This window comes from Chryseobacterium taichungense (assembly GCF_900109935.1).
GTDB classification, from domain to species: Bacteria; Bacteroidota; Bacteroidia; order Flavobacteriales; family Weeksellaceae; genus Chryseobacterium; species Chryseobacterium taichungense.
Window position 1 is genome coordinate 376452 of record NZ_FOBV01000004.1, and the last position, 19130, is coordinate 395581.

Here is a 19130-nt window from a genome sequence, read left to right on the forward strand (position 1 = left end):
AAAGTAAAATTCATGTCACAAACACTTATTTTTGAAGATCACTACAAGAAGCTCGGTATAGAAAATGTTTCCGAAAATCCTCTTGAAGCCTTCAGCGGAAATAAGTTTCGTTATGATATTAAAGTTTTATATATTCCATCCGGTTCTGAGATTTCTGTTGACTTTAATCATTTTAAAACGGTAAAACCAAGTCTTTTTTTCCTGACAAATCAGCATATAAAAATCTCTAAAACTAAAGAAGATGCTACTTTACTGTATTATAACCGTGATTTTTATTGCATTCAGATTCACGATAAAGAAGTAGCCTGTGACGGTCTTCTTTTTCATAATGTTTTTGAGATTCCTTTTGTAGAGCTTGATGACGAAGAAAATTTAATCATTAAAAATTTGTTTCAAAATATTCAGGAAGAGTTGCAAGGAAAAGATTCTTCTGCAGAAGAAATGATCAGGACATACGTAAAACAGATCATTATCCGCGCTACAAGGAAATGGAAAAAACAAAATCTTGATAATGACAACCGGAAAATTCCAAGTAACGAAATTGATATCTTCCGGGACTTCAGCAGATACCTGGAGATTCATTTCAGAGAAAAACACAATGTTTCAGAATATGCAGATCTTCTCCATATAGCCCCTAAAACGTTAACACATAAATTTAAAAATTTACATCTTGAATCTCCCAATCAATTGATCATCAACAGAATTCTACTTGAAGCGAAAAGGCTTCTCATTTACACGGATAAACCTGTCAAAGAAATTGCTTATGATCTGGGCTATGATGATCCGGCCTATTTTAATCGTCTTTTTACCAACAAAACAGGAAGTACTCCGTCAAATTTTAAGAAAAATTACAGTTCGGGAAAAAAGTACAATATTTAGTTCATTTTATGTATTTATTTGGAATACTATCTGATATATCTTTGTAACATCAAAACAAACAATATTAACAACAAAAAAATTAAAGTATTATGAGACGTAACGCAACAGCCGTTTGGAACGGTACCATCAAAGAAGGAAATGGACATCTTACTACACAAAGTACAACACTAAACCAGACGCAATATTCATTCAACAGTCGGTTTGCAGATGGCGTGGGAACAAATCCTGAGGAATTATTAGCTGCGGCACACGCAGGATGTTTCACCATGAAATTAAGCGCGGAGCTTTCTCAGGCAGGATTTAGCCCCGAAGAATTAAAAACCACTTCAGTAATTACCCTTGATCCAAGTGTAGGAAAAATTACAAAATCCGAATTAACTTTAACAGCAAAAGTTCCGGGAATTTCAGAAGAAGAATTTCAGAAATATGCAAAAATTGCAGAAGAAGGATGCCCGGTAAGCGCTGCATTCAACTTTGAAATTACTTTAAATGCTACTTTGAAGAGCTAAATTATAAAGTATAAATCATTAATAGGGACGGGCTTTAGCCCGTTTTTTCATTTAAAACAATCAAATGGCTTTAGCCAAACCTACATTTGAACCGTCTTTCAACTTAAATAAAGTTAAATAGTTTGAGTTAATAGATTAAATCCATAAATATAAAATATACCGATTGGTATTTTATGTATATTTGCATCATAAAACTGAAAAATGTCTAAAGCAGAAAAGACAAAGCAATTCATTATTGAGAAGACAGCATCTTTGTTTAATACCAAGGGGTATATTTCTACGACATTATCAGACATCACAGAAGTTACAGGATTAACGAAAGGCAGTATCTACGGAAATTTTGAAAACAAGGATGAAGTTGCCCTTGAAGTCTATAAATACAATGCAAAATTATTAAAGCAAAGCATGTCACGTTCTTTCAGTGAAGAATTTCCTTCTTCAATTGACAAGCTGCGGGCGTTCGTTGCATTTTACAGGAAAAACTGGCAGCCGGTATTTCTTAATGGAGGTTGTCCTTTGATGAACGCAGCAACCGAAGCTGATGATACAATGCCGGATCTTAAGAATCAGGTGGTAAAATCTTTTGAAGAATGGATAATCAAAATTTCAGAGGTTATTACACAAGGACAAAAAACCGGAGAGATGAATGAAAAGGCTGATGCCGGAGAATACGCTTCACTATTCGTCATGCTGATTGAGGGAGGTATTTTACTATCAAAAACCACCGGAGAAGAAAAATTTCTCAATCAGGCATTAGACAGAATTCTTAGTATTATCGATAAAGAACTGAACAAACACCCATCATAAACTTCAGCCTATGGAAACAAAAAGAGTGGCTATCGTAGGATACAACAGGATCCCTTTTGCCAGAATGAATACAGCTTACGCAGACAAAGGAAATCAGGATCTGTTGCTTCCTGCTTTGAATGGTTTGATCGACCGTTACAACCTTAAAGGAAAACTCCTTGGAGAAGTTGCGGGAGGTGCAACGATCAAGCATATTTCTGAAAGCAACCTCATCAGAGAAACTGTTATGAATACAGATCTCGATCCTGCAACTCCGGCTTGTGATCTGCAGCAGGCTTGTGACACAGGAATTGAAGCGGCAATTTACATTGGAAATAAAATAGCCTTAGGGCAGATTGAAAGCGGAATTGCCTGCGGTGTTGAAGCAATGAGCAATATTCCTTTTGAGTCTTCTCCAAGATTAAGAACAGCTTTATTAAAAGCCAATAAAGAAAAATCTGTCTTTGGAAAAATCAAACAACTATTAACTCCGAAATTAAAAGACTGGATGCCGATTCCATACAAAGGCCAGGAACCTAAAACAGGTCTGGTGATGGGTGGTCATACAGAAATTACTGCAAAATATTACGGAATTTCTCGTGAAGAACAGGACGAACTTGCTTTTAAAAGTCATCAGAATATGGCAAAAGCTTACGACGAAGGATTTTTTGACGACATGATCTCTCCGGCTTACGGCTTGAATAAAGATAATAATCTTCGTCGTGACACGAGTTTAGAAAAATTAGCTACTTTAAAACCTGCTTTTGACAAACAAAACGGAACATTGACAGCAGGGAATTCAACACCATTTACCGATGGAGCTTCTGCCGTTTTATTAGCGAGCGAAGAATGGGCAAAAGCGAATGATTTACCAATTTTAGCCTATATCACTTTCTCTGAAATTGCAGGAATTGAATACGTGGAAAATAAACAAAACTTACTTCTTGCTCCTGTTTTTGCCGCCGAAAGAATGTTGAAAAAAGCAGGAATGAGCCTCGAAGACTTCGATTTTTACGAAATTCATGAAGCGTTTGCCGCACAGGTTTTAGCCACATTAAAAATCTGGGAAAATGATGATCTGGCTAAAAAATTCGGATTAGAAAAAGCATTAGGAAAAATAGACAGAGATAAATTAAATGTAAAAGGCGGAAGTCTTGCCGTAGCACATCCTTTTGCTGCCACTGGTGGAAGAATTATTGCAACATTAGCCAAGCTTTTAGACGAAAAAGGAAGCGGAAAAGGATTTATTTCCATCTGCGCTGCACGTGGACAGGGAATTACCATGATTTTAGAAAAATAAAAAATAATGGACAGACTTGCACAGTTAAAACAATTTATCGGAAAAGAATTTACGCAATCCCCATCTCCTTTCATGAAATGGCTGAACCCAATTATACTTTCTGCAGAAGAAGGGAAACTTGAATTTCAGTACACCATAAGACACGAATGGCTGAATCCTGCGGGAAATCTCCATGGCGGAATCACTGCTGCTATCGTCGACGATATTATTGGCGCAACTATGTTTTCGTTAAATGAAAGTTCCTTCATCACAACCATCAATAATGTCATTGATTATTTTTCTACTGCAGGAGAAAATGATATTATCATCGCAGAAACAAAAATTATTAAGAGAGGTAAGCAGTTTGTAAATGCCCAGTGTGAAATCTGGAATGCAGATAAAACGCGCATCATTGCGAGAGGCTCCTCCAATTTATTTAAAATTAATAACTAAAAAATCATCGCTTTACTTAAAATAACCGATGATACAACAAAAAAGATAAATCAGTACCTATGAAGAGAGTGGTCATTACAGGTCTCGGTGCAGTAACACCTTTGGGAAACACTGTCGGAGAATTCTGGAAAAACAGCATCAACGGAATAAGCGGAGCCAACAAAATAACCCATTTTGATACAGAAAAATTCAAAGTACATTTTGCCTGTGAAGTAAAAAACTTTGATCCTAAAGCTCATTTATCCCACAACGAAATTAAAAGAAGTGATCTTTTTTCACAATATGCCATGTATTCCACAGCTGAGGCTCTGAAAGATTCAGGGCTCGAACTTGAAAATATGGATCCTTTCGACACCGGAGTTATCTGGGGAACCGGACAGGGAGGAATGTGGACTTTCGAAAGTGAAGTAATGGAATTCACGAAAGGTGACGGCACGCCAAGGTTTAATCCATTTTTTGTCCCAAAGTTTATTGCTAACATGGCTTCGGGAATGATCTCTATGAAATTTGGGCTTCAGGGAATCAACTATACTACGATTTCTGCATGCGCCACCGGAAATACTGCCTTAATGGATGCATTCAATTATATCAGGCTCGGGAAAGCAAAAGTTATTGTAAGTGGAGGCTCAGAGGCAGCCATTACGCCGGCATCGGTAGGAGGCTTCTCAATTATGAAAGCTATGTCTACCAGAAATGATGATTTTGCCACCGCAAGCAGACCGTATGATGCAGACCGAGACGGGTTTGTGATGGGAGAAGGAGCCGGAGCATTGATTTTGGAAGAGTACGAACACGCCAAAGCAAGAGGAGCAAAAATCTACGCAGAGCTTGTCGGGGCTGCAATGACGGCAGATGCCTACCATATGACAGCACCCCATCCTGATGGAGTCGGTGCCATTAGAGCCATGCAGCTGGCATTAAATGAAGCGCAAATTAATACAGACGACATCGACTATATCAACCCTCATGCAACCTCAACGCCTATGGGAGACCTGGTGGAACTGAATGGTATTAATAAATTATTTAAAGGAAGCAAAAATCTGGATATCAGCGCAACAAAATCCATGACAGGGCATTTGCTGGGTGCTGCCGGAGCTGCGGAAGCAATTCTTTCTATTAAAGCTATTGAAACGGGAATTATTCCGCCAACGATTAATCTTCATACAATAGATGAGAATATTCCGAAAGATCTTAATATTGTCTTTGGAGAAGCTAAAGAGAAGGATATCAATTACGCTTTGAGTAATGCTTTTGGCTTTGGAGGACATAATGCTACGCTGATTTTCAAGAAGTTTTCTTAAATACAGCATTAAATAGTATCTGATTAAGAATTATTTCATGGTGTAATCTTAAAATTATTCCTTGCGTTCAGGCGCAGGGATTTTTTATGTATTGAAGTTTTTGTAAGTTAGCCGCAATTAAATCACACTGTTTTTTATGAAAAACCTTCTGTATATTTTCTTTTTAATTTCTAATGTAATGTATTCTCAAAATAATTTTGAGATCAATCTTACATCTCCTTTATATGTTAATGACAGTCTTATGCTCAGTACTCCGGTGATAAAAAAGAGTTTTGGAGAGCTTTATAATTTCACATTACAGCCAAACGCAGATATTGTAGATTTCGGTAAAAATATCGATGCAGACCATTCAATGTACTTTTTAAAAATACATAAAGAAAATCTTATTCATGGATATATTGAGTATCCGCAACCTGTTGCCTTTATATATCTCGATAAGAAAAAACAATCCGGTTACTGGACAAAAACTTTTTTCCTGGAAAAAGGAAAATACAATATTCATTTGCCTGATAATATAAACAATATGGAAGTTCTTGCAGAAACACCGACTAATAAGGACTATAAGATGTTACAGAAATCACTAGAAGAAGTTTACATAAGATCCAACAATTTTAATAAAGCAGACAGTCTTATCAATTTTGTTAAAAAACAGGAACTTCTTGCCAGGTATATCAAAAAAAATCCTGATTCTTATGCTGCTTTGTGGGAAATCGTCAACGATTATATGCTCTATAATTATCATCCGGATTACCTGAAGAATATGAATTTATTTTCAGAAAAATTCAAACAGAATAAACTCTTCATAAATATTAAAAGCCGCCTGAACGCTGAAAAACTGACAGGCATTGGAAATAAAATTCCCGATATTAATTTTGACAAACAGAATAAACTGACTTCGGAAGATTTTAAAAAATATAAACTCACGTTTATTGATTATTGGTCAACAACCTGTGCGCCCTGCATAAAAGGCATGCCCGAAATTGTAAAGCTACAAAACGAACTAAAGGATAAAAATGTAAATTTCATCACCATTACCGATGAAAGGACACCCGAAAGAATGGAACAAGCCACGAATATCCTGAAGAAAAATAACGCGACATGGATTAATTTTTTTGATATTAACAAAGATTTTCAGAAAAAGGTAAATGCCACTTCTTATCCGCTTCATTTTATTATCGATGAAAATGGAAAAATAATTGCAAGAATCAGCGGCAATCTTGAGGAGGCGAAAAATAAGATGCTGGAATATCTACAGTAATAAATGAAAAAGCAGTCATTTTTTGACTGCTTTTTTATAAATTAATTAAAAATTTTTCTAATCAGGATCAATCGGGAATAAATCCACTTTCATCATTATCATCAACCGGAATATAAAGCCTTTCCCATTTTTCACCTTCTTCCAACTCCCAGCTGTGCCCTTTCCCTTCTACATCTTCAGCTAAAAGAATAATCCCGGGTTCGATAATAAATGTTGAACCATCGCTTACCTTAAACCTGATTTTACCTTTTAACGTTACTACAAATTGCTTTCTGGGTGCCGGATGCTCTGCTTTTTCCCATTCTTCAGTTTTATTGCTGATCCAGAAAGAAGTCGTTTTTATCGGCTTCAGAACAGGAATTCTACCCATTTCAAAAGCGCTGTTTCCGTCAGGATTATTGATGAGTCTTATTGCTGCAATAAATTCTGAGGTTTCATTCATTTAAGCTGATGTTTTTAACCATTCTGATTTAGAAAGATAATTCTGATCGGGATAATAAATAAAAAGAAGATTTCTTCCTTTGATCGTATTAATGATCGGCTGCGTAAGATCTCTTGGCACAGCAGGACATCCCCAGCTTCTTCCGATTCTTTTGTGCATTGCTGCAAATTCATCGCTTACGTAGTCTGCACCGTGCATAACGATTGCTCTTCTGTAGGCTGCATCATTAAAACCTTTATCCATTCCCAGTAATCTCAGGGAAAATCCATTGTCCCCATTGTACGTTGCATCCGTAATATAAAAACCTAAGCTGCTCTGAAGTGAGCTTTCGGTATTTGAAAAATTCGTTGCAAACTCTTCTCCGGTATTTTTTCCGTGAGCGACCAGTGAATTGAACAGTACTTTTCTCTCATTCATATCAATTACCCAAAGTCTTTTCGTATTTGAGGACATAGAAAAATCGCATACCGTAAGTAAATGCGAATCCTGATTAAGCAAACCAGCTTTCTTCAAATTCTCAAAACCAGTTAAGGCTTTGAAGAAAACTTCTTCGTTAAGTTCATGTCCTTGTTCAAATGCGATAGATCTGTATAACTCTTCTGATGAGGATACTGTTTTCTCTGTGGTGCTTTCCGATCTTGTGCCGGCTACTTTTTCAATCTTTTTTGTCCTGATTTCATTCTTTGCAATCTCCTTTTCAGGCGACAGATAGAATGAAGTAGTTACCATGTAAACAATACTTAATAAGCTATAAAATCCTTTCATTCAATATATATGTTAAATCCAATTGAGTCAGCAAATGTATAAAAACATAGATATCTGAAAGAATAACTCCACAAGTTTAACTCAAATTTAAGAAACTTTAACTTACTGATTTCGTGCTTAAAAACAACTTATTATTGCTCATCAGGAACAAACTCCAGGCTTACGGAATTCATGCAATACCGTAGTCCGGTAGGTTTCGGACCGTCATCAAAAACATGCCCAAGATGAGAATCGCATCTTTTACAAAGTACTTCTACCCTGTCCATCCCGTAGGTTAAATCTCTTTTATAATAAACACCTTCTTTATCGGCCTCAAAAAAGCTGGGCCATCCGCAGCTGCTTGAAAATTTTGAGGTAGACCGGAACAGATGATTTCCGCATACGGCACAGAAGTATTCTCCAATTTCATTGAATTCATTGTATTTTCCGGTAAAAGCTCTTTCGGTAGCAGCTTCCCTTGCAACCGCATACAGATCCGGAGAAAGTATATTTTTCCACTCGTCATTAGAAACATTCAACGGTGCACGGTCTGTTCGTGAGTAGTATGGATTGTTTTTTGCTTCGTTTTCCATAAAATTATTTTAAATATTTTGTGACTTTATGTTTACAATAACTCATAAATTCACAATCAAATGTACTAAATTTGAGCATATGAATGATGAGGCAAAGAGAAAACAGCTTAGAAAATATAAAGCATTTGCTACCGGGCTTTTCCTCCTGATGGCAGTAATCTTCATCGGTACCACGCTATTACAAAAAAATGTCAACTCTCATTGGGTTGGCTATGTACGCGCCTTTTCAGAAGCGGCCATGGTGGGAGCTTTGGCAGACTGGTTTGCAGTTACGGCTCTTTTCCGACATCCGTTGGGCTTACCCATTCCTCATACTAATCTGATTGAAAACAGCAAACAAAGGCTGGGTGATAATCTGGGCAGCTTTGTGGTGAGCAACTTCCTTTCCCCTCAAAATATCAGACCTTATATGCAGAAGCTGAAAATTTCAGGATTCGTAGGAGAATGGCTCGGAAAGGAGAAAAACCAGGAAATTCTGATTAAAAATCTTTCAGATATTGTTCTGGATATTTTAAATAAGCTTGACGATTCTTCAGTGAGTCAGTTTATCACGAAGAAAGTTCAGGAAATGACTGATGATATTAAACTTAATAAAATTGTAGGAAACGGGATCAGTTATATTATTGATAAAAATGATCATCAGAGAATAGTAACCAATCTTTCGTCACAAATCAAAAACTATATTCTTGAGAATGATGAAATGATTAAAGAAAGGGTAAAAAAAGGCAGCTATACATTTATTCCTGCTTTTGTTGACAATAAAATCGCCGACAAAATTGCCAACGGTCTGTCAGATTTTTTCAGAGAAATTGAAGAAGATCCACAACATGAAATCAGAGCGTTGATTACAAAAAAAATCCATGAATTTTCTGTTGATTTAAAAGAAGATCCGAAATGGGATGAAGAATTTAAAAATATCAAAAATGATCTTTTAAAAGGTGAAAAACTCGAAGAATATTCGAATGACATCTGGATTTCCATTAAAAATACGCTCAAAAATGAACTTCAGGAAGAACAGTCTACATTAAAAATGTATCTTTCTAAAAACCTGAATGAATTTTCAGAAAATTTGAAAACTGATGAAAACCTCCAACAAAAGATCGACAATTGGGTACGGGTAACGGCTTATAAATATATTCTGAAAAACACTCACCAATTCGGAAACCTCATCAGCTCAACGGTAGGAAACTGGCAAGGAAAAGAGCTCAGTGAAAAGCTTGAACTTGAAGTAGGGAAAGATCTTCAATTTATACGGGTAAACGGAACTTTAGTCGGGGGATTGGTAGGATTAATTATTTATACGATTGCCCATTTTTTTCTTTAAAGCTGCAAAAAAAAGAGAGCTCTACTGAACTCTCCTTTTATTTTTCTTAAAATATTTTATCTCGAAATTCTGCTTGCTCTGGTCAGTATTTCTTTATTAATATCGTTAATCAGTTTAGGACCTTCATAGATAAAACCGGTATATAACTGAACCAGACTTGCCCCTGCATCCAGTTTTTCAAGAGCATCTTTAGCGGAATGAATTCCACCAACTCCGATGATCGGGAAAGCACGGTTACTTTTATCAGAAAGGTATTTGATCATTTTTGTACTTCGTTCTCTGATAGGTTTCCCGCTAAGACCGCCATTTCCGATCTGCGCCAATACTTCAGGAGAAGTCTTTAGCCCTTCCCTGTTGACAGAAGTATTTGAAACAATCAATCCGTCGATTTTTGTTTCTGCAATCAGCTCTACAATTTCATCAAGCTGATTGTTGTTCAGATCCGGAGCTATTTTCAGCAAAACCGGTTTCTGTATAGCCTTTGATTGATTGATTTTTTTAACTTCTGTGATTAATTCCCTAAGATATTCAACATCTTCTAGTTTGGCGTGGCTTCCTACATTCGGGCAACTTACATTCAGTACGAAATAATCAACGTAAGGATGAAGGCCATCAAAACATTCCAGATAATCCTGAGTGTAATTTTCCGGGGCAGTCTGGGTATTTTTGCCGATGTTTCCGCCGATGATGATTTTCCCTTTATTGCCTTTTAATTTTTCAATTGCTGCTTCAAGACCGTCATTATTAAAGCCCATTCTGTTGATAATTCCGCCATCTTTGATGAGACGGAAAAGCCTTTTCTTAGGATTTCCGGCCTGGGCTTTTGGGGTAACCGTTCCAATTTCTACAAATCCGAAACCTAAGTCTCCCAATTCATTAAATAAAACCGCATTTTTATCAAACCCGGCCGCCAAGCCAATGGGATTTTTAAATTTCAATCCGAAAACTTCTCTTTCCAGACGCTTATCTTCAATCGGTTTTGGGAAAAATAATTTGGTAAGAAATCCAAAATTCTTCAGCATAGAAAATGTAAAGTGATGAACTTCCTCGGGATCAAATTTAAAAAGTATGGGGCGAATGAGCGATTTGTACATTGAAAAAAAGTTTTACAAAAATACTCATTTTAAAATTAATGTTTGGTTAGCCTATGATATTTTATGGGAAAAAGTATTATATATGTTATCTATAAAGCTAAAATTTTTGAGATATTTTAACGCAAAGTCTTAGTATTAACCGTTTAATTTTTAAGTAAACAAAGTATTAATCAACAAGTTGATTTGAAGAAGCAAGTTTTAAACTTCGCGAAGCATATGTATTTCATTAAGAATAAGAACTCAAATCCAGTTTTAAAATATCTCCTACTCTTTTGAACTCATCATCTATAGTGGCATTTACAGTAATTCTTTCGTTAGAAACCGGATGATTGAAAATCAATTGATGGGCATGAAGCGTCATTTTGTTGATATTAAAAGTTTGCAGCCACAGTTTATTTTGTTTATTGCAGCCATGTTTACGACATCCTAAAATTGGATGCAAAATATGTTTAAAATGCTTTCTCAACTGATGGAAACGTCCTGTTTCAGGAATTGCTTCTACTAAACAATATCTCGAAGTCTGGTGTTTTAAAAAAGGCAAGTCTATTTCCGAAGTCTGTAAGCGACGATAGTAAGTAATGGCATTTTGCTTAACTTCATTTTCGTTAATTAAATCATAATCGATGGTTTCTTCTTCTTTTGCCCAACCACGAAGAATGGCGATGTATTTCTTTTCGACTTCTCTTGTTGCAAACTGCTCACTCATTGCTTTCAACGTTTCTCTGTCTAAAGTAAACAATAAAACGCCCGAAGTTTTCCGGTCTAATCGATGGACAGGGAAAACTTTTTGTCCGATTTGCTTTTTCAATTCCTGAATCGCATACGTGTCGGCCTCTCCTGAGTAAAAAGATTTATGAACCAGCAATCCGCTGGGTTTGTTGATGGCAATAAGATGTTCGTCGCGATAAAGAATTTCTAGCATTTGGCAAAAGTAGAGGTTTTTGACTTATTCCTCAAACTTTAAATTTGCATTGAAAAATGGCAACAACTGATTTTCTATTCGTCCGTTTTCTTTGCTGACCTCACTTCCATGCGTTCCGATATATTCTTCAGCTTCATGTCTTATTTTCAGCATTTCTAATGTTTTGCTGAAATTCATGCAGCTTGGCGAAATGTGCTTCAATTCATCATTTCTTCCCCAGTCAAATTTTATAGCCTTTAATTTTTTAAGATTTTCGTAATGTGAAAAAGGCAATTCTGAAGTTGAGTTTTTCTTTAGTTTTTCAACAACAGAAGGGTTTATTTTTAACCTATCACCATCAAACGAAAACGGCAGATCTGCAAAAAACGGAGGCTTATTTTCATTTCCGTTGTATGCTCTCGCAATGGCAAAAATAATGTTTGCTCTTGCATTTTCAGGTTTTGATAAATCTTTAACTTCATTTATCTGCTTTATATTTTTGTATAAATCTATCTCAGAAAGCGCAAAATATTGTGCATCTAAAATTCCGGGAGAAAGCGCATAAACCGAAGAAAAAACCTCAGGATGAAGAATAGCATTTCGTAAAGCACCATTGCCTCCCATGGAATGACCTGCAATGCCACGACTGTCTTTATTTGTAATGGTTCTGTAATTTTTATCAATAAAATTTACCAGCTCAACCGACGTAAAATCTGACCAATTTCCCGAAGATTTTGAATTGGCATAAAAACTCCCTTTAAAAACTGTGCTTTCATCCGGCATCACCATAATGAAGGGCCTTATTTTTTTTGAATTAATGGCCCTGTCAATAATATGATTAATCCGGTCACTGTTGACCAACAGGCTGTCACTCCAGAAAAAGCCATGTAAAAAATAAATAACAGGATACCTTTGGGAAGATTTTTCATAATCCGGCGGAAGATAAACGGAAACTCTGCGTTTAGAATTTTCTCCGGCTTTATTCTGTAAGGTTTTGGCCGTAATATATGTGGTAACAACCTTTCCTTCCGGAATGTTCTGCGCCCGGAAACTTTGGATCAGCAAGATATAAATTAAAATAATAAATCCTCCTTTTTTCATTGTAAAAACTTTAGCTGAGACAAATTACGGTAAATTGTCTCAAATTAAGACAATAATATATTGGGATAATTAATATTGAATGAAATTTAACATTTTAAATTGTTTTGATAGAGTTTTTATTTTATCCAAAATTTCATAGAACTTACAATTCTTACAGCATTTTTCTGTTATTTATTGAGAGTTAGTAGGGCTGTTGTTTTTAACTCCGTAAGGTTTTATATAATCTTTATCCATAGCCCTGATTGAGCGGCATGTCTGAGCTCTTTTCTATGATTTCAGCGCGGCGGCTCCGCCGCCGCGCCGAAATCATAGAAAAAGCGAGTAGCGAAAGCAGGTTCCCGGCTCCTTATCAACCTGTCCTGTAAAAACTTCCCCTTCCTTCTCCCAACTTCCCGCTTTTTCACTATTTTTGCAAATTCAGACGTTAAAAAATTATGGCAAAGCAAGAAGATGTTTTCAAGAAAGTGATTTCTCACGCTAAAGAATATGGTTTTATTTTCCCTTCGAGTGAGATCTACGATGGTTTATCCGCTGTTTATGATTATGGACAGAACGGTGCCGAACTCAAAAATAATATCAAGCAATACTGGTGGAAAGCAATGGTACAGCTTAACGAAAATATTGTGGGTATTGATTCGGCGATTCTTATGCATCCTACGACATGGAAGGCATCGGGCCACGTAGACGCTTTCAATGATCCATTGATTGACAATAAAGATTCTAAAAAACGTTTCAGAGCAGACGTTTTAGTGGAAGATTATTGTGCTAAAATTGAAGATAAAGAGAACAAGGAAATCGAAAAAGCAGCGAAGAGATTCGGAGAGTCTTTTGATAAAGAACAGTTTGTTGTGACAAATCCAAAAGTTTTGGAATACAGAGCCAAAAGAGAAGCTATTCTCTCAAGACTGGCAAAATCTCTGGAAAATGAAGACCTTGCAGATGTAAAAGCGTTAATTGAAGAACTGGAAATTGCAGATCCTGATACCGGTTCTAAAAACTGGACGGAAGTAAGACAATTCAACTTAATGTTTGGAACTAAATTGGGTGCTTCTGCTGATTCTGCGATGGATTTGTATTTAAGACCGGAAACCGCACAGGGGATTTTTGTTAACTTTTTAAATGTACAGAAAACATCCCGTCACAGACTTCCTTTTGGTATTGCACAGATTGGAAAAGCATTCAGAAATGAGATCGTAGCGAGACAATTCATCTTCAGAATGCGTGAATTTGAGCAGATGGAAATGCAGTTTTTTGTTGCCCCGGGAACAGAGCTTGAATTTTACGAACAATGGAAACAAAAGCGTCTGAACTGGCACTTAGCTTTAGGTTTGGGTGATGAAAACTACAGATTCCATGATCATGAGAAACTGGCACACTATGCGAATGCTGCGGCTGATATTGAATTTAATTTCCCATTCGGCTTTAAAGAATTGGAGGGAATTCACTCAAGAACAGATTTTGATTTAAAAGCGCACGAAAAATTCTCAGGAAGAAAGCTTCAGTTCTTTGATCCTGAAAGAAATGAAAATTACGTTCCTTATGTGGTGGAAACATCTGTTGGTCTGGACAGATTATTCCTTTCTATTTTCTCTCATTGCCTAAAAGACGAAACATTAGAAGACGGTTCAGAAAGAACGGTTTTATCATTACCTCCAGCTTTAGCGCCAATTAAAGCGGCTATTCTTCCGTTAATGAAGAAAGACGGTTTAGCAGAATACGCAGAGAAAATCTTCAATGATCTTAAATATGATTTCAATTTATTCTACGAAGAAAAAGATGCGATTGGAAAACGTTACCGAAGACAGGATGCGATCGGTACCCCTTACTGCATCACGATAGACCACGATTCATTAACGGATCATACGGTGACTATCAGAGACAGAGACACGATGCAGCAGGAAAGAGTTCCAGTTTCAGAGTTGAGAAGAATTATTGATGAAAAAACAAACTTCAGAAATTTACTTTCTAAAATATAAATGGAAGCCTTGAGAAATCAGGGCTTTTTCTTTGCAATAATAAATTGTCATTCTGGTTCTTCTTGTCAAATTTATTTTAAATTTGTTTCAAGATCAATCTCTATGACAATTCTTATTTACTTTCTGACATTCGTTGTCATTGCGGCAGTGCTTTTTTATATCCTCGGCTACAGCTATATTTTCAACGGAATTTCAAAAACCTACCTTAAGGGAAAAATGAGTGCCCATATTGATGATGGAAAATTTTTCTCCCATAATGTAATTGCTGCCGGAAATCCCGTTCCGTGGGAGGAAGATCCTGAATACAACAAAACCGAATTACCGAAAAATATAGTTGAAGATTTAATCCATTCTAATACAGCTTCTTTTCTTGTTATTCGTAATGGAAAGATCCTACACGAACAATATTGGAATGGTTATAACGAATTCTCAAAAACCAATTCTTTTTCGATGGCAAAAGCTGTTACGGTAATGCTGTTAGGAAAAGCTATTGAAGAAGGAAAAATCAAAAGTATCGATGAAAAGTTTTCTTATTATTTTGGAGAATTTAAGGACAAAGAATTTGCAGAAAATTTAACCTTAAAAAATCTGGCTCAGATGGAATCCGGACTCAACTGGGAAGAAGATTACAAAAACCCTTTCCTTCCGAATGCAAAAGCCTATTATGGAAGAAGTCTTATGGGCGCTACCTTTTCGAGAAAATTCAAGCAAAATCCGGGAGAGAGATTCGAATACCAGAGTGGCTCTACGCAGCTTTTAGGTTTTGCTGTAAGAAAAGCAGTTAGCCAATCACTTTCGAGTTATTTATCAGAAAAATTCTGGACCCCGCTTGGGATGGAACAAGATGCAGAATGGAGCACCGACGAAAGCGGAATGGAAAAAACGTATTGCTGCATCCATTCAACTACGCGTGATTTCGCAAAACTGGGACAATTATTCTTAAACAATGGAAAGGTAAACGGCGAACAGATTTTAAATCTTGATTTTATTAATCAGATGCGGACGCCGACAGAAAAATCTGAAGAGATCTACGGAATGGGATTCTGGATTAATAATGATAATCCGATTAAACATTACTATTTTTTAGGTTTGCAGGGACAATACATCATCATGATTCCGGAACATAATATGGTCATCGTAAGAACCGGAAGCTACAACAATCTTCCTAAAAATGATAGAGGAAGACCGGATCAGGTGAAATTTCTGGTGAATGAAACGGTGAAGTTTTTTAGCGGGAATGAATGATTTATAAAACACATAAAACCACCCCGTCAAAAATTCTTTGAATTTTCGCCACCCCTCCGATCCGGAGGGGAATTTGAACTGTATATTCTAAATCATTGAATCTACGATACCCAGCTTAATTTTTATTATCCTTTCATAAGTTTAATAAGTACAAATTTTATTTACATAAAACTTTACCTCAGCCCACTATTAATCCTCTGTCTCGGCAATCCGATTTCATGGGCCTGTGGATAAGGTTTCCGTGAGGTCATGCTTACATCTTCCCGGATCTTATGATGCACCTGGTAATTTTTTTCCTGGTCGGAAGAATACCGCGGATCGGGAATCATCTGCATTTTTGCCATTTTGTGGATGGTAATGGTAGGAAAATGATAATCAATTTCTACAGTTCCGAGCAGCAGGTAGCACCCTCCGCCCTGGAAATCGTATTCCTTCAGGCTGTCTGGAAAGTGCGCGGTGTCAAAATATTCCCCGTTGGCATCGATCCAGGTTCCGAAATACATCGCTCCTTTCTTCGTCGGCACATGCTTTCTGGAAATAAGGTAAGCCAGCATTTTTACCTGCTGTTTATGGTATTTTGCCAGATCTTTTACAAACACCGAACCCCGGTATTGAGTCTTCAACAGGTCGAAAGGGGTACATGAAATCGGGAACCCGATGATTTCAATTTCATCAAAAGCATCTTCAAAACGTTCTCTTTTCAGCTCCGGAAGTCGGAATTCCTGCACAGGCTCTTCAATCAGTGTCATGCCACGGTTTTCAGGTCTGAAATTGACCAGCAGCATCCGGGCTTCTACCAGCAATTCATTTTTTTGTTTGCCGGTAAACCGGAACGCACCAATGAAGATCAAATTCTGAATGGTTTCTACCCCAGCAACAATACGCCTGATGAAATCTTCTAAAGAAGTATAATTTCCGTTTTTTTCACGCTCTTCTACCATTCTATTGACTATTTTTGTTTCGAGCCCTTCCAACAGGCCGAATCCAAGATAAATATCATTTCCTTTAAGCGTTGTCTGTACTTCACTTGAATTTATACAGGGCAACTGAATATTTCCACCTGACATTTTCGCTTCATGAATATAGACTTCGGTACGGTAAAATCCGCCTTGATTGTTGATTACTGAAACCATAAACTCCAATGGATAATAGACTTTCAGATACAGGCTCTGATAGCTTTCTACCGCATAAGAAGCCGAGTGTGCCTTGCAGAAAGAGTAGCCGGCGAAAGATTCAATCTGCCGGAAAGCTTCTGCCGTGAGTGCTTCGGAATGTCCTTTGTCCAGGCATTTTTCAAAAAAATTGGCCTTTACTTTTTGCAGTTTCTCTATGGATCTTCCCTTTCCGCTCATCGCCCTTCGGAGCGTATCTGCATCTGCCAGGGATACGCCTCCGAAATACTGGGCAATTTTAATGACGTCTTCCTGGTAAACCATGATTCCGTAAGTCTCTTTCAGGTTTTCTTCAAATACAGGGTGAAAATATTCGAACTGATCCGGATGATTGTGCCTGAAAATATACTCCCGCATCATTCCGCTTTGAGCCACGCCTGGTCGGATAATAGAGGAAGCAGCGACCAATATTCTGTAATTGTCACATTTTAATCTTCTGAGCAATCCACGCATCGCCGGAGATTCGATATAAAAACAGCCGATGGTTTTTCCTATGGCCAGGTATTCATTGCATTTTTGTTCATTTTTAGAAATTCGGGTATCCCGGATATTAATATCAATTCCCCTGGTTTTCTTAATGAGTGCGACTGTATCATTTATCGTACCCAATCCGCGCTGGGAAAGGATGTCTAATTTTTCAAGCCGCATGTCTTCCGCCGTATCCATATCGAACTGAGCGATCGGAAAACCTTTGGGCGGCATTTCCAGTGCGGTAAAATTGGTAATCGGTTCTTCGGAGATCAGGATTCCGCAGGCGTGCATGCTGCGCTGGTTCGGGAATTTTTCCATTAAAGCGCCATAGCGGTGAACATGCTTTACGATGGAATTCCGGTCATGTTTTTCAATAGGATCATTCGCCAGGCTGTCGAGTTCTTCTTTGGGGAGTCCGAAGACTTTTCCTACCTCCCGGAAAATGGATTTGTATTTAAACTGAACATTCGTTCCGCAAAAAGCAACATGTTCTTTCCCATATCTTTTAAATATATATTCCAAAATCGTATCCCTGTCCTGCCAGCTCCAGTCGACATCAAAATCGGGAGGGGAATTACGGTTCAGGTTCAGAAAGCGTTCAAAATAAAGATCCAGTTCCAGCGGACAGATGTCGGTAATCCCCAGGCAATAACTTACAATTGAATTTGCACCGCTTCCCCTTCCCACATGCATTAATCCCATACGGTTACTGTAACGTACGATATCCCAGGTGATCAGGAAATAAGAACAGAAATTACGTTCATTAATCACCTTCAGTTCTCTTTCTACTCTTTTCCTCGCTTCCTCATGATTGGCTCCATATCTTTTTTCAAGTCCAAGATGCGCCAGCCTGGTCAGCATCTTCAGGTCGGCAGCTTTTGATTTGGTATAATGCTGCTTGTTTCGGACTTTTTTAAAATCGAATTCAAAGCTGCAGGCCTCAAGAAGCTTTTGGGTATTTTCAATAATTTCGGGATAAAACTGAAAGTCTTCGGTCAGTTCTCTTTCAGATTTAAAATATTCGGATTTGCGGCAAATATCATGTTCGGAGAGTTTGGACAACAATGTATTGTTATCAATCGCTCTTAGGATCATGTGCAGATTGTATTCTTTTTGGGAAATAAAGGTTACCGGCTGGAGAATTACCATCCGGTCCATATGCTTCTTTAGTTCAGACCGTACCAGGAAATTCAGCTCTTCTTCCCGGATGCCGATATATTCATTGTCTTTAAGTTGCTTCGGAATATTCTGCAATGGGTAAACCACAAATACGTTTTCAAAAGCGGGAGCTGTTTCCGAAAGTTCTGCGCCGTCGCAGTTGTGTGCGGTCATCATCCGGTTCACTTCTCCGATTCCGGAAAATTCCCGGGCGATTGCGATGTACAGCAACCGGTTTTCTTTCCTGATTTCCATTCCGGCAATGGGCTTTATTCCTGCATCGTTACATTGTTTTTTAAAACCATAAATGGCGGTAACGGTATTGATGTCGGTAAGCACCAGGGTTTTAATATCCAGGGCTTGGGCTTTCTGTACGAGTTCTTCTACGGAAAGAGTGCCGTAGCGAAGGCTGTGGAAAGAATGGCAATTGAGATACATAGCAAA

The 19130-nt window shown here is 37.5% G+C and carries 17 protein-coding genes; 10 read left to right on the forward strand and 7 right to left on the reverse strand.

The features are described from left to right. The first annotated feature begins 12 nt into the window (after nucleotides 1-12). The 7 genes from BMW64_RS11060 to BMW64_RS11090 all read left to right on the forward strand — a co-directional run bounded on the left by BMW64_RS11060 (nucleotide 13) and on the right by BMW64_RS11090 (nucleotide 6465). Nucleotides 13-879 (forward strand): helix-turn-helix domain-containing protein, encoded by an 867-nt coding sequence (locus BMW64_RS11060; RefSeq protein ID WP_090000020.1) that lies wholly within the window; start codon nucleotides 13-15, stop codon nucleotides 877-879. Between the two features lie 89 nt (nucleotides 880-968). Continuing rightward, nucleotides 969-1388 carry an OsmC family protein gene (locus BMW64_RS11065; protein ID WP_090000021.1) on the forward strand — a complete coding sequence of 140 codons (420 nt, stop codon included), beginning with the start codon at nucleotides 969-971 and terminating at the stop codon, nucleotides 1386-1388. A 201-nt stretch (nucleotides 1389-1589) separates the two neighbouring features. After that, the gene (locus BMW64_RS11070) at nucleotides 1590-2195 is read left to right on the forward strand and encodes a TetR/AcrR family transcriptional regulator (protein WP_090000022.1); all 606 of its coding nucleotides are present in this window, start codon (nucleotides 1590-1592) and stop codon (nucleotides 2193-2195) included. A 10-nt stretch (nucleotides 2196-2205) separates the two neighbouring features. Next, complete coding sequence (locus tag BMW64_RS11075) at nucleotides 2206-3474, forward strand: acetyl-CoA C-acetyltransferase (protein WP_090000023.1); 1269 nt, start codon at nucleotides 2206-2208, stop codon at nucleotides 3472-3474. 6 nt (nucleotides 3475-3480) lie between these two features. Then, nucleotides 3481-3906 (forward strand): PaaI family thioesterase, encoded by a 426-nt coding sequence (locus BMW64_RS11080; RefSeq protein ID WP_090000024.1) that lies wholly within the window; start codon nucleotides 3481-3483, stop codon nucleotides 3904-3906. Nucleotides 3907-3965: 59 nt separating this feature from the next. After that, complete coding sequence (gene fabF / locus BMW64_RS11085; protein ID WP_090000025.1) at nucleotides 3966-5207, forward strand: beta-ketoacyl-ACP synthase II; 1242 nt, start codon at nucleotides 3966-3968, stop codon at nucleotides 5205-5207. 136 nt (nucleotides 5208-5343) lie between these two features. Beyond that, nucleotides 5344-6465 carry a TlpA family protein disulfide reductase gene (locus tag BMW64_RS11090; RefSeq protein ID WP_090000026.1) on the forward strand — a complete coding sequence of 374 codons (1122 nt, stop codon included), beginning with the start codon at nucleotides 5344-5346 and terminating at the stop codon, nucleotides 6463-6465. A gap of 67 nt (nucleotides 6466-6532) precedes the next feature. On the opposite strand, the gene BMW64_RS11095 is transcribed toward BMW64_RS11090, so the two are convergent. The 3 genes from BMW64_RS11095 to msrB form a co-directional block, all read right to left on the reverse strand. Then, entirely contained in the window at nucleotides 6533-6907 is a 375-nt protein-coding gene (locus BMW64_RS11095) for a cupin domain-containing protein (protein WP_090000027.1), read from the reverse strand. Continuing rightward, on the reverse strand, nucleotides 6908-7672 hold the full coding sequence (locus BMW64_RS11100; protein ID WP_090000028.1) for a murein L,D-transpeptidase catalytic domain family protein: 765 nt from the start codon (nucleotides 7670-7672) through the stop codon (nucleotides 6908-6910). A gap of 131 nt (nucleotides 7673-7803) precedes the next feature. Then, nucleotides 7804-8244 (reverse strand): peptide-methionine (R)-S-oxide reductase MsrB, encoded by a 441-nt coding sequence (gene msrB, locus BMW64_RS11105; protein ID WP_090000029.1) that lies wholly within the window; start codon nucleotides 8242-8244, stop codon nucleotides 7804-7806. Nucleotides 8245-8323: 79 nt separating this feature from the next. Between msrB and BMW64_RS11110 the strand changes: the two genes are divergently transcribed. Further along, nucleotides 8324-9568 carry a DUF445 domain-containing protein gene (locus tag BMW64_RS11110; protein WP_090000030.1) on the forward strand — a complete coding sequence of 415 codons (1245 nt, stop codon included), beginning with the start codon at nucleotides 8324-8326 and terminating at the stop codon, nucleotides 9566-9568. Nucleotides 9569-9624: 56 nt separating this feature from the next. Here the strand turns inward: BMW64_RS11110 and BMW64_RS11115 are convergent, their stop codons facing one another. From BMW64_RS11115 to BMW64_RS11125, 3 genes are all read right to left on the reverse strand, one after another. After that, on the reverse strand, nucleotides 9625-10662 hold the full coding sequence (locus BMW64_RS11115) for a quinone-dependent dihydroorotate dehydrogenase (protein WP_090000031.1): 1038 nt from the start codon (nucleotides 10660-10662) through the stop codon (nucleotides 9625-9627). Between the two features lie 226 nt (nucleotides 10663-10888). Next, complete coding sequence (locus BMW64_RS11120) at nucleotides 10889-11584, reverse strand: pseudouridine synthase (RefSeq protein WP_090000032.1); 696 nt, start codon at nucleotides 11582-11584, stop codon at nucleotides 10889-10891. 24 nt (nucleotides 11585-11608) lie between these two features. Continuing rightward, nucleotides 11609-12664: an alpha/beta hydrolase gene (locus BMW64_RS11125; RefSeq protein WP_090000033.1), complete on the reverse strand. Its 1056-nt coding sequence runs from the start codon at nucleotides 12662-12664 to the stop codon at nucleotides 11609-11611. A gap of 434 nt (nucleotides 12665-13098) precedes the next feature. Between BMW64_RS11125 and BMW64_RS11130 the strand changes: the two genes are divergently transcribed. Further along, the gene (locus BMW64_RS11130; RefSeq protein WP_090000034.1) at nucleotides 13099-14640 is read left to right on the forward strand and encodes a glycine--tRNA ligase; all 1542 of its coding nucleotides are present in this window, start codon (nucleotides 13099-13101) and stop codon (nucleotides 14638-14640) included. A 102-nt stretch (nucleotides 14641-14742) separates the two neighbouring features. Further along, nucleotides 14743-15885 carry a serine hydrolase domain-containing protein gene (locus BMW64_RS11135; RefSeq protein ID WP_090000035.1) on the forward strand — a complete coding sequence of 381 codons (1143 nt, stop codon included), beginning with the start codon at nucleotides 14743-14745 and terminating at the stop codon, nucleotides 15883-15885. Between the two features lie 173 nt (nucleotides 15886-16058). Here the strand turns inward: BMW64_RS11135 and BMW64_RS11140 are convergent, their stop codons facing one another. Further along, entirely contained in the window at nucleotides 16059-19124 is a 3066-nt protein-coding gene (locus BMW64_RS11140; RefSeq protein WP_090000036.1) for a DNA polymerase III subunit alpha, read from the reverse strand. Between the last annotated feature and the right edge of the window lie 6 nt (nucleotides 19125-19130).